Below are 12299 nucleotides of genomic sequence, written 5' to 3' on the forward strand. Positions count from 1 at the left end.
ACAAAAAAGGTTTCAAACCAAAAAAAGGTGTGCAAATCATTGTATTATCAATAATTGCACACCTTCGAATCTTTATCTGTATTTAATCCCTCAACAACTGCACATTTCCTTGTCCGGTCAGCGTAGTTCCGTTCAGGCCGGTTGCTGTATAGTTAAAGAAATAAACGCCTTCTTCTGCCAGGTTTCCGTTGACAGTTCCATCCCAGGAGCTGTTTACCCCTGAAAAGCTAACCATTTTATTTCCCCATCTATTCACAATGGTTACTTCTACAGATGCGGCATTTTCCAAACGAATGAAGAATACGTCGTTTTTACCATCCCCGTTCGGCGTAAAAATATTCGGGATCACAACTACCGGATCAGGAATTGGTTCAACAAGAATTTTTAGCGTATCCGAATCCACACAGGAACCATTTGCAGCGGTCAGAATAACCGTGTATTCTCCCGGATTGGTATACTGATATTGCTGCCCCGCTGTAGTGGCGGAGTTTGTTTCGGCACCTGTTCCGAATGCCCAGTGATAACCGGACGCATTGCTTGAATTATTATCAAAATTAACGGTCAGTGTTGGCGGCCCTGAGAGCACATCCGCAGAAACATCTGCCACCGGTACAGGAACCACTGTTACGGTAAGCTGGTCGGTATTGACACACCCGTTTGCGTCTGTTCCTGTCACCGTATACGTTTGCGTAGAACCGGGAGCGAAGGAAATTCCATTAACGGCCCCATTGTTCCAGCTATAGGTTTGCGCACCGGATCCGGAAAGTATGATTTCGTCTCCTGCACAAATCGACTGATCAACGCCCGCATTCACGTTCGGCAACGGATTTACCGTTACAACTACCTGATCGGATGCCTGACAGCCATTCGCAGTTACCGTCACTGTATATGTCTGAGTAGCCCCGGGTACAAAAGCAACACCATTCGTAACTCCGTTGTTCCAGGAATAATTCGAAGCACCCGAAGCCGTAAGCGTAACGTTTCCACCGATACAGACAGACTGATCCGCTCCTGCATTCACCGTTGGAATCGGGTTTACAGTCACCAGCACCTGGTCTGTATTCTGGCAGCCGTTTGCATCTGTTCCCGTGCAAATATAGGTTGAAGTCGAACCCGGAGTAAATGGTACCCCGTCGATCCCACCATTATTCCAGGTGTAGGTTTGAGCACCTGAACCAGTGAGTGTAACGGGGCTTCCCTGACAAACACTTTGAGGCAAACCTGCTTCCACAACAGGTAGCGGATTCACGGTGATCGTTACCTGGCCGGTATTGCTGCACCCGTTTGCATCCGTTCCGGTAACCGTATATGTTTGCGTAGCTCCGGGAATAAAGGACAATCCATTCGTCACACTGTTGCTCCAAACATACGTTTGGGCTCCCGATCCGGCCAGTGTAATCACCTCTCCCAAACAAATGGATTGCGGCAAACCGGCACTGATTACCGGCAAAGGATTAACCGTTAAAGTTACCTGGTCCGTATTCTGACAACCATTCGCATCCGTTCCTGTAACTGTGTAGGTTTGATTGCTAAGCGGAACAAAAGAAACTCCGTTTGTTGCGCCATTGTCCCAGCTATACGTTTGTGCTCCGGTACCCGATAAAGTAACTGAACCACCGGCACAAACAGCAATCGCCGCACCCGCATCAACAGCCGGCAAAGCATAAACTGTGACAGTTGTTGTGGAAGAACACACCGACCCGTTATCTGTCACATCAACCGTGAAAGTATAGGTTCCGGGTGTAGCTGGAACCGGAACTGAGGCCGGGTTTTGAGCCGAAGAAGTGAACCCGTTCGGACCCGTCCAGGAATAAGTTGCCCCAGTAATGGTTGTTGCAAAGAGATTAATCGTACCCGTTCCTGCGCAAACGTTACCACTATTCGTAGCTGTCACGCTACATCCGCATGGGTTCACGACAATCGTAGCGGTTGCAGATGCGGAAGAAGGACATAATGAATTCCCGGTAGACGAGCTTACCGTGTAAGTATAAGTACCCGGAGTTGACGGAGGAGTAGCTGTTACTGATGCACCGCTTGTTGTACTTAAATCAGGGGATGCATTCCATGTGTAAGTTCCACCGCCGCCTGTCGCTGTCAATGAAACGGATTCTCCCACACAAATGGTTGAATTCGCCGGATTGATATCCACGGGAATTGAAACTCCTGAAGTTGCAGCAAAGGTGTAATCACAAACATCTCCTGCAAATCCGTCTATCATGATATAGTAAGTATTTCCGGGTGTTAATCCGCTGGCACTGACTGTTTGTGAACCTGCCGACGGAGCCAGCTGGCTGCAGTAGTAGGAAGTAACCGTTCCGGAACAGTTATTTGCAGAGAAAATCATGATCTGGATTCCGTCGCCGTACGTTGAATTATACACCCAGCAATTGAATGTAATGGATGAGGACGAAGCAACAAAAGACAGGAAGGAGTTGTTTTCAATGGATCCGCAAAATTCTCCCGATAACCCACAATCGAACAGCCCTAAAAATCCGCAGGATTGGCTCCAGGTATCAACAGCATAGGATGAGGAAGTATTTCCGCAGTATCCGTTCAACTCACAAATCGGAGTTGCAGTAGCGCAGCTTTCTCCGGCTGCAGGATTACTGCCACAAGGCGGTTGGGAATAACCCTTCAGTGACAGTAGTAATAGTAGTGTTAGCAGGATGTGTTTCATTTTGGTTGATTTTTCTTGTTTTTGATGTATTCCAAAATGGCCCTGTTCCGATCGGTGGGTTCCGTCCGGGCTTTATACACAAAATGTTCATGCAGTTTGTTAAACTCGGAAAGCGAACATTGATCGACCAATCCGTAGATCACTTCCAGTGATTCGGTCTTGGATTTTTCAGAAACATACTGATAAGTGATGTTTTGCTGAGTTGTTTGCACTTGACTGCCATCCTGGGAAAAAACACAAGGTACGGCAACAAAGAAAAACAACTGTAGGATTACAATTTTTTTCATTTTAGTAGTAGTAAATGGTTTCAATTCAAATGCGGTCGGAATAAATCCCCGGATGCATTTGTATCAAATTTATGAATTAATATTCCGGTAAAAAAAATATAACTTTCAATCAACCAGCATTTTTCACAAAAAAAGGAGCGCCGGTTTTGAATATAAACACCCTGCGCCCCTTTCGTATTATCTGGATTTGATGAATTCTATTTAATTAACTGGACATTTCCTTGTCCGGTTTGCGTGGTTCCGTCAAGGCCTGTTGCTGTATAGTTGTAGAAATAAACTCCTTCATCTGCTAAGTTTCCGTTGACAGTACCATCCCAGTAGCTGTTCAACCCGGAGAAACTCACCATTTTATTTCCCCATCTGTTTACGATCGTTACGTCAATAGCCGTAGCATTTTCCAAGCGAATAAAGAATATATCGTTCTTACCGTCACCGTTCGGAGTGAAAATATTCGGTGCTACGATCGACATCGGAGGGAAAGGAATAACAATCACTTCCAAGTGAGCTGTATCCTGGCAAACTCCGTTACTCGCAGTCAAAATAACCGTATACGTTCCCGGTGTTTGATAAGTAACACTCGGTGTTGCCAAAATATTGGTCGTATTGTAGGAAGAACCGTTTCCATAGGCAAAGTTGTAGGAATTTGAATTCAAACTGGAGTTGGTAAACTCAACTTCCAGCCCCGGATACCCGGAAAGCACGGAGTTACTTCCCAAAACAGCTGTTGGAACCAAAATAACCGTGATCACAACCGTGTCCGTACTTTGACAACCCGCGGCGGTAGTTCCTGTTACTACATAGGTATTCGTTCCCAGTGGCGGCGTAAATGGCGCTCCATTCGTTACTCCGTTATTCCATGTATACGTTTGCGCACCGGAACCGCTCAAAATAAACGGACTTCCTTCACAAATCGTCTGGTTCGCTCCCCCATTTACAACCGGAATCGGGTTTACAGTTATAATCACCTGATCCGTTCCTGTACAACCGTTCGCAGCTGTCCCGGTAACTGTATAAGTGGCAGTTGACCCCGGAACAAAAGAAACTCCGTTCGTTACACCGTTATTCCAGGAGTATGATTGAGCACCAGTAGCTGTCAGTGTAACACCTGCACCCTGACAAACCGCCTGATCTGCACCGGCATTGACCGTTGGAGCAGGATTGATGGTGATCGTAACCTGGTCGGTATTCGTACAACCGTTTGCATTGGTTCCTGTTACGGTATAAGTCGTTGTTGCATTTGCAATGAACGGAACTCCGTTCGTTACTCCATTGTTCCAGGTATACGTTTGAGCTCCAGAACCATTGAGTGTAACAGATGTTCCCTGACAAACGTTTTGAGCCGGTCCTGCATCAACCACCGGAAGCGGATTTACGGTCACCACTACCTGATCTGTTCCCGTGCAACCGTTTGCATCGGTTCCAGTTACGGTATAAGTTGCTGTTGAAGCCGGTACAAAAGGAACGCCGTTCGTTACGCCGTTATTCCAGGTATACGTTTGTGCTCCCGAACCGGAAAGTGTTACCGGTTGTCCCATACAAACCGACTGGTCTTGTCCTGCACCTACCGGAATGGTTGTATTCACGGTTACAAGTACATCATCCGTATCCGTACACCCGTTTGCAGCAGTTCCTGTTACGGTATAAGTTGTGGTAGCACCCGGAACGAAAGGAACACCGTTCGTTACACCGTTATTCCAGGTATAGGTTTGTGCTCCGGAACCGGAAAGCGTTACCGATTGACCCATACAAACCGTTTGATCCGGTCCTGCATCCACCGTAGGATAAACAACCGTTACACTGGTTGAAGCAGCCGGAGGTGAACAAGTCGTTGTACCGTAAGTTGTAGTTGCAGTCAATGTAAAAGTAGAAGTTCCCGCCGGTAATCCGGTCGAAGTTGTCGTACCTGTAGTCGGATCTGCGATAGCACCCGGACCTGCCCACAACAAAGTGGTTGTAGCAGTAATGGTAATCGGTGTGGTTAAAGTTGGCGAAACCGGTACCTGGAAAATAGAAGCCGAAGCAGCAGTACAGGAATTATCGTTAATAACCGAATTGATTGCCCCGGAACTATATGAAATAGTAGTTGGAGAACCACAGATCGAAGTTAAGTTTGAAAAAGTGATGTTGGCATTCGTCAACGCACCGACGTCCGCTCCGATACAGTCGTAAATCTGAACGGCCCAGCCTCCTCCGGCAGCATTACAGCCTATCAATGACGACCAGTTGATCGGTGTATTGGAAGGTCCGTAAGTACTGTAAGTTCCGCTTAAAGAAGACGGAGACGGATTACACACGTTGATATTGCCTCCGCCTGATGTTGTAAAGCACAGGTTATTTACATTGTCACCGCTGTTACAGGTTGAGCCCTGTCCGATTGCTCCCGGGTTAGGAAGTAAGAGAATAGTTGGGGATCCGCAAGCCGGTGGCCCTACTAAATAGAATGCCAAATCCGAAACAAATGTATGATTTGCAGTAAAACAAACCTGAATCTGCGTATTTGAATTGATCAGGGATTGCGGCGGCGGCGGATTATAGTACGAGAATGAACCCGTGGTATTTACTGTCGAAGACAGTGACGCATTGTTACAATTCGACAATGAACTGGAAGCCGTTACTTCGGTATTTAAATTCCAAACCCAGGCCACAAAACAATCTATCAATGTATTGGAAGCGTCGCGGATCTCTACCCGATAACCGTCACTTGGAAGATTGGAGATTGTAGAAGTGCTTACTCCCGCTTCAACCGATAACGATTGCCAGGAAGAGGTTGCCTGATCGTGATAGAACCAGTTAAAGGTAAACGGACCTGTTCCACTTGTCGGGGTAGCAGTTAAACTTCCCTGCTGAGCGTTTAACGTATTTCCGCACCAGATATAAATAGGATCATTCGGAGCTCCGTTGGTATATGCGGTCGTAGAAGCACCCGAATTTCCGTTTGCAACCAACTGTCCGTAGCTGTACACTGAACTTACCAGCGCCAGAAGAATCAATAACTTTTTCATCTTAATTGACTGCTTTAAGTTCGTTAATCCGTTGAACAATGCGGGCTTTCTCAGCCAGATAACGTTCGCGGTCGGCTTCTGAGGCTTCATTCAGCTTCATTTCGGTATCTGCCAAAGCATCGATGCATTCCGGGAGTGTTAAATCCTGAAGCGTTCTGACATGAACCTGTTTCTCATTTTTTGCCTCAGGTGTTTTTTCCACTCCCTGGGCCTGGTGAACAATCACCCCATTCGGTAATTGGGTGGTATTTGTTTGCGAATGGCCTGCGAGCGATACAAAGGACGCGTACAGGCCCAAAAGAATTATTTTTCTCATTTTTAGCAGAGGTATAACAATATTACTTTAATGGTTGTTTCAGTACTGTTTTAAGCAAAACGAGGCGGTTTTTGGAAAAGTTGCACTCTTTCAACGTTTTTTTTCGTTGATATATCAAGTCCGAAACCCTTTATTTTTGAGGGTTTTAAAAAAACAAACGAATTGTCTTTGTTTGAAATTTCCGCTCGTTGGGCACTGTTCAGCCCGAATCAATGACAGATCACAAATTCCATTGATAAATCAATAATTTCCGGTTATTTTCCGAATAGAAAAAACCGCATTTAAATTCCTCATTCTATTAGCGGCTGCTTATTTGGACTGATTTAAAATAAAATAACGGTGATACTCAATTATCTTTGCCATTTTATTGCACCTATACCATAAATGTGGTATTTTTGTCAACGAAATACAGCTTTATTTAAAATTAATCTAAATAAAGAACAACATACTTGTCATGATTACAGTAACAGAACAAGCCAAAAAACAAGCGATTCGCTTGATGGAAGACGAAGGCAAAGCAGGCTATTTCATTCGTGTTGGAGTTGAGGGCGGAGGTTGCTCCGGATTGATGTACCAACTTACATTTGACAACCAGGAAAACACAGACGATAAGATTTTTGAAGACAACGGAATTAAGGTTGTTGTGGACAAAAAAAGCTTTTTATACCTGGTCGGAACGACCCTGGATTTTTCAGGCGGATTGAACGGAAAAGGATTTGTGTTTTCGAATCCGAATGCAGGCAGAACCTGCGGTTGCGGAGAATCTTTCTCCTTATAATAAAGTACAAAATTTAGATGGGTTATACTGAAAACGACTTAGCGAAGGACTTAGAGAACTCGGAATACAAATTCGGTTTTACGACCGATATCGAATCCGACAGAGCGCCGCTTGGATTGAACGAAGATATTATCCGGTTTATTTCTGCCAAGAAAGAAGAACCGGAATGGCTATTGGATTACCGCTTGAAATGCTACAAGATCTGGTCAGAAATGACTGAACCTTCCTGGGCGCATATTTCCTATCCGAAACCAAATTTCCAGGGAATCTCGTATTACGCAGCTCCGAAACAGACTAAAAAATACGAAAGCTGGGATGACGTGGATCCTGAAATGAAAGAAACCATGGCAAAATTGGGAATTTCATTGGAGGAACAACAACGTTTGACAGGTGTTGCAGTGGATTTCGTGATGGATTCCGTTTCTGTGGCAACCAGCTTTAAATCCAAATTGAAGGAACTGGGAATTATCTTCTGCTCGTTTTCCGAAGCAGTACAGGAACACCCGGAATTGGTGAAACAATACATGGGTTCTGTGGTTCCGGCAACGGATAATTTTTATGCCGCGCTGAATTCAGCTGTATTTACCGACGGTTCTTTCTGCTACATACCGAAAGGTGTCAGATGCCCGATGGAATTATCCACTTACTTCCGTATCAACGAAGCAAACACAGGTCAGTTCGAACGCACATTGGTTATTGCCGACGAAGGATCTTATGTTTCATACCTGGAAGGATGTACGGCTCCACAGCGCGATGAAAATCAGTTACACGCTGCGGTAGTAGAATTGATTGCATTGAAAGATGCAGAGATCAAATACTCGACTGTTCAGAACTGGTATCCGGGAGATAAAAACGGAGACGGAGGAGTTTTCAACTTCGTGACCAAACGCGGAATTTGTGAAACAAACGCCAAAATTTCCTGGACACAGGTGGAAACAGGTTCGGCAGTAACCTGGAAATATCCGTCATGTATCCTGAAAGGAGATAACTCGATCGGGGAATTCTACTCGGTTGCAGTTACCAACAACTTCCAGCAGGCGGATACCGGAACAAAAATGATCCACCTGGGTAAAAACACCAAAAGTACGATCATTTCCAAAGGAATCTCAGCAGGAAAATCCCACAACTCTTACCGCGGATTGGTTCAGATCCACAAGAATGCGCACAATGCGAGAAACTTCTCTCAATGTGATTCCTTATTGATGACCGATGAGTGTGGTGCACATACTTTCCCATACATCGAATGTAAAAACCCGAGTGCTAAAATTGAGCACGAAGCAACGACATCCAAAATCGGAGAAGACCAGATTTTTTACTGCCTTCAACGGGGAATTTCGGAAGAAAAAGCGATCAGTTTGATCGTAAACGGATATTGTAAAGAAGTATTGAACCAGCTTCCGATGGAATTTGCCGTAGAAGCACAAAAATTATTGACCATCAGTTTGGAAGGGTCAGTAGGATAGAAAATTATTAATGGATTAATTATGAATTATCAAGGAATTGATAATTCTGAAATTCAGAATTGAAGAATAAGATGTTAAAGATCACAAATTTACACGCGTCGATTGACGGGAAAGAAATCCTGAAAGGGTTGAACTTAGAAGTAAAAGCAGGTGAAGTTCACGCAATCATGGGGCCGAACGGTGCCGGAAAAAGTACTTTGGCGAGTGTTTTGGCAGGACGCGAAGAATATGAAATCACAGCAGGTTCTGTAGATTTTGACGGAACTGATTTGCTGGAAATGGCAACGGAAGACCGCGCCAGAGAAGGTTTGTTCTTAGCATTTCAATATCCGGTTGAGATACCTGGGGTTTCCAATGTAAATTTCCTGCGCACGGCTTTGAATGAAATCCGTGAATACCGTGGAGAAAGCACCATTTCGGCAAAAGATTTCATGGCTCTGGTAAAGGAAAAGTCAGCTATCGTTGAATTGGATGCAAAACTGGCTTCCCGTTCCGTAAACGAAGGATTTTCCGGAGGAGAGAAGAAACGCAACGAGATCTTCCAAATGGCGATGCTTGACCCGAAATTGGCGATCCTCGATGAAACGGATTCCGGATTGGATATCGATGCACTTCGTATCGTTGCCAACGGTGTCAATAAATTGAAATCAGATAAGAACGCAACAATCGTAATCACGCATTACCAACGTTTGCTGGATTATATCGTTCCGGATTTCGTGCACGTTCTTTACAACGGACAGATTGTAAAATCAGGACCGAAAGAATTGGCTCTTGAACTGGAAGAAAAAGGATACGACTGGATTAAAGCAGAATTTGCTCATTAATTTAAATCATGCAGATGCAAACCATTGAAAAAGAATCGGCAGCAAGTGTGAATTGGCAATTAAAAGGAGCTTTTCCCTTAAACCCGGAACTGCGCCGGAAAGCGCTTGAAGTCCTGGAAAACACCCCTTTTCCAACGACCAAAACGGAAGCATGGAAATATACCCGTGTTGCCAGAATTAAAAACAGCGAATTATCCATCCAGGAAAACCCGGTTTCTGTTTCAGGAAATTTCGGACTTTCAACAGAGAACGTTCAATACGTTTTTGTGAACGGACATTTCTCAAGCGAACTTTCTTCCAACTCGTATCCGGAAGGCCTTAAAATTCTTCCGCTTTCTCAAATGGATGAAGCTGAAGTACGTGTTTTGGGTGGAAATGTCTTATTGGACGGAGAAGTTTTCTCTTCCATCAATACCGCTTATACAACGGACGGATTGTACGTCCACGTTTCTGCAAAAATGCAGATCGAACCGGTGATTGAGATCATCCAGATCAATACCAACTCCCATATCCTTTCCAATCTGAGACACGTATTCGTTGCGGAAGCATTTTCAGAAGTGAAGTTCATTCAGCGTTCCATTTCTGTAAACGGTTCGGATAATTTCACGAATGTGATTTCTGAAATCCACGTTGGAAAGAACGCAAAACTGACGATCGATAAATTACAGGAAGAAAACGAATCGTGTTTCCAGGTTTCTACCGAATTGGTAAACCAACACCAGGATTCGAACTTCACCATTAATACGGTTACTTTAAACGGTTTATTGGTACGTAATAACCTCACGATTAAGGTAGACGGCCAGAATTGCGAAACGCATCTGAACGGAGCTTACATCCTGAACGGAAACCAGCATGTGGATAATCACACAGTTGTAGATCATAAAGTGGCCAACTGCGAATCCAATGAATTGTATAAAGGTGTTATCGACGGAAAAGCAACTGCTGTTTTCAACGGAAAAGTATTCGTACGTAAAGATGCTCAAAAAATCAATGCGTTCCAGTCAAATGGTAACGTGTTATTGAGTGATGACGCCACGATCAACAGCAAACCGGAATTGGAAATCTATGCTGATGACGTGAAATGTTCACACGGCTCTACAACCGGGCAATTGGACGAAGAAGCGGTTTTCTACCTGCGTGCACGAGGTTTGAGCGAAGCAAGCGCCAGACAATTGATGGTAGGTGCTTTCATCGAAGATGTGATCCAAAAAATTGAAAACGAAGCGGTTACTAGCCGCATCCATGAAATATTGAAAGAACGGTTCAATTGGGTTATTGAATAATAAACCGATTCTGTTCTTTCTGCAAAACAAAAAATCCAGCCTTCAGCTGGATTTTTTTATGATCTGATATTCCGGAACTATTCCGGTTTTTTGTTTGTTGAATTAGCCGGTTTTTCCGGAACAGGATTCGAAGATTGATTGCTTGCTCTTTCCGTAGCATTAATCAGATGAACAGATGAACCAACAGGTGCATTTCCCGCTGTCTTTTCAGAAGATTGTTCAGCAGCATTCATTGCTCTTTCAATTGGCTGAGCGACAATCAAAGTTCCTCCTGCCGTATTTTCAGTTACGGGCAGTTGTTTTTGATTGGGGTCGGCAACAGCAGTTCTTTGATTGGAAACTTTCAGTTCCTGGGAGAAACCAACCACTGAAAACAGGGCCATTCCTCCTAATAAAAAAATAGACTTCATATTGCTTTCCAAATTAATTAAACACCACGATTGTCATTTCTCCTGCATTTGAATTTACAGCAGCATTTCCTCCCATTTGTGCAGTTCCGGAACCAGCATATTTCAATCCGTACAATCCGAAAGTATAACTGCCTGTTGTAGGTACCGTATACATCGTGCTTAACGGCAAAATTCCTCCTCCGGTAGTTGTATGTCCGCTGGTATTATCCCAATACATCTGAGAATAAGCCCCGGTAGGTAAAAATCCCCCGTTGACAAAAATACATGCTCTTACATCTGCCCATTGCCCTACGGTAAGTGAAGTAATATTACCTCCGACAACAGCATGGATCATTACTTTTTGTCCTGCAGTCAAACTAATTGTTTGTGAACATCCGGGAATTAATGTCAAGGTTGCCGGATTTGTTATATACCCGGTAGAAGACACATAATAAGTAGCAACTACTCCTGATGGACCTTGAGGACCTGTTGCACCGGTTGCACCCGTAGCTCCTGTTGGTCCTGCCGGACCCGCTGGACCTTGAGGACCTGTAGCACCAATCGGACCTTGTGGTCCTGCCGGACCTGTTGCTCCCGGTGCTCCGTCAACACCATTTGTTCCTGCCGGACCCGCTGGACCTTGAGGACCCGTTGCTCCAATTGGACCTTGTGGACCTGCCGGACCTGTTGCTCCCGGTGCTCCATCAACACCATTTGTTCCTGCCGGGCCTTGAGGACCTGTCGCTCCAATCGGACCTTGTGGGCCTGCAGGACCTGTTGCTCCTGGTGCTCCGTCAATACCGTTTGTTCCCGCAGGGCCTTGTGGGCCTGCCGGTCCTGCTGCGCCAGCTGGTCCTGCCGGACCAGTTAAACCGATCGGGCCTTGTGGACCCGCTGCACCGGTAGCTCCCGCCGGACCAGCCGGGCCTGTTGCTCCGGTTGCACCTGTAGGACCCGCAGGTCCTGCCGGACCTTGTGGCCCTACTCCACCGGCACTGCATAAACTTGTCCAGGACGCAGCAGTGCTTTCATAAAAGAAAAAGCAATTCACATCAATATCATAAACAAGCAATCCTTCCGTAGGAGCAGCAATGGCATTCCGTTGAACGGTTGTCATTCTTGGCACCAATACTCCCTGACTGGTGGATTGCATTTCCAAAATAGCATTTGCATTCGGTGTAGTTGTTCCGATTCCTACATTGTTTTGAGCATAAACCGCCCCCACTCCGAAGACGAATGCTATAGCCGCAATAAAGTTCTGTTTTTGTAGCATAGTAATT

General features: G+C 45.1%; 10 protein-coding genes. 4 read left to right on the top strand and 6 right to left on the bottom strand.

The window, feature by feature from the left end; genetic code table 11:
- Positions 1 to 82: 82 nt before the first annotated feature.
- The 4 genes from ABDW02_RS10325 to ABDW02_RS10340 all read right to left on the bottom strand — a co-directional run bounded on the left by ABDW02_RS10325 (position 83) and on the right by ABDW02_RS10340 (position 6282).
- Positions 83 to 2677, bottom strand: a complete 2595-nt coding sequence (locus tag ABDW02_RS10325; RefSeq protein WP_343634475.1) for a gliding motility-associated C-terminal domain-containing protein — start codon at positions 2675 to 2677, stop codon at positions 83 to 85.
- Complete coding sequence (locus ABDW02_RS10330) at positions 2674 to 2964, bottom strand: hypothetical protein (RefSeq protein ID WP_343634476.1); 291 nt, start codon at positions 2962 to 2964, stop codon at positions 2674 to 2676. The genes ABDW02_RS10325 and ABDW02_RS10330 overlap by 4 nt, the downstream gene beginning before the upstream one ends.
- A gap of 197 nt (positions 2965 to 3161) precedes the next feature.
- On the bottom strand, positions 3162 to 5966 hold the full coding sequence (locus ABDW02_RS10335; RefSeq protein WP_343634477.1) for a gliding motility-associated C-terminal domain-containing protein: 2805 nt from the start codon (positions 5964 to 5966) through the stop codon (positions 3162 to 3164).
- A 1-nt stretch (position 5967) separates the two neighbouring features.
- On the bottom strand, positions 5968 to 6282 hold the full coding sequence (locus ABDW02_RS10340; RefSeq protein ID WP_343634478.1) for a hypothetical protein: 315 nt from the start codon (positions 6280 to 6282) through the stop codon (positions 5968 to 5970).
- A 454-nt stretch (positions 6283 to 6736) separates the two neighbouring features.
- Between ABDW02_RS10340 and ABDW02_RS10345 the strand changes: the two genes are divergently transcribed.
- The 4 genes from ABDW02_RS10345 (at position 6737) to sufD (ending at position 10630) form a co-directional block, all read left to right on the top strand.
- Complete coding sequence (locus ABDW02_RS10345; RefSeq protein WP_343634479.1) at positions 6737 to 7060, top strand: iron-sulfur cluster assembly accessory protein; 324 nt, start codon at positions 6737 to 6739, stop codon at positions 7058 to 7060.
- 17 nt (positions 7061 to 7077) lie between these two features.
- Positions 7078 to 8523, top strand: a complete 1446-nt coding sequence (sufB, locus tag ABDW02_RS10350) for a Fe-S cluster assembly protein SufB (protein WP_343634480.1) — start codon at positions 7078 to 7080, stop codon at positions 8521 to 8523.
- A gap of 71 nt (positions 8524 to 8594) precedes the next feature.
- A complete protein-coding gene (sufC, locus tag ABDW02_RS10355; RefSeq protein WP_343634481.1) occupies positions 8595 to 9347 on the top strand; it encodes a Fe-S cluster assembly ATPase SufC in 753 nt (250 codons plus the stop codon).
- A 14-nt stretch (positions 9348 to 9361) separates the two neighbouring features.
- Positions 9362 to 10630 (top strand): Fe-S cluster assembly protein SufD, encoded by a 1269-nt coding sequence (gene sufD / locus ABDW02_RS10360; RefSeq protein WP_343634482.1) that lies wholly within the window; start codon positions 9362 to 9364, stop codon positions 10628 to 10630.
- A 77-nt stretch (positions 10631 to 10707) separates the two neighbouring features.
- Here the strand turns inward: sufD and ABDW02_RS10365 are convergent, their stop codons facing one another.
- Positions 10708 to 11040, bottom strand: coding sequence for a hypothetical protein (locus tag ABDW02_RS10365; protein ID WP_343634483.1), 333 nt, complete (start codon positions 11038 to 11040; stop codon positions 10708 to 10710).
- Between the two features lie 13 nt (positions 11041 to 11053).
- Entirely contained in the window at positions 11054 to 12292 is a 1239-nt protein-coding gene (locus ABDW02_RS10370) for a hypothetical protein (RefSeq protein ID WP_343634484.1), read from the bottom strand.
- Positions 12293 to 12299: the final 7 nt, after the last annotated feature.

The organism is Fluviicola sp. (assembly GCF_039596395.1).
In the GTDB taxonomy this organism is placed as follows: Bacteria; Bacteroidota; Bacteroidia; order Flavobacteriales_D; family Crocinitomicaceae; genus Fluviicola.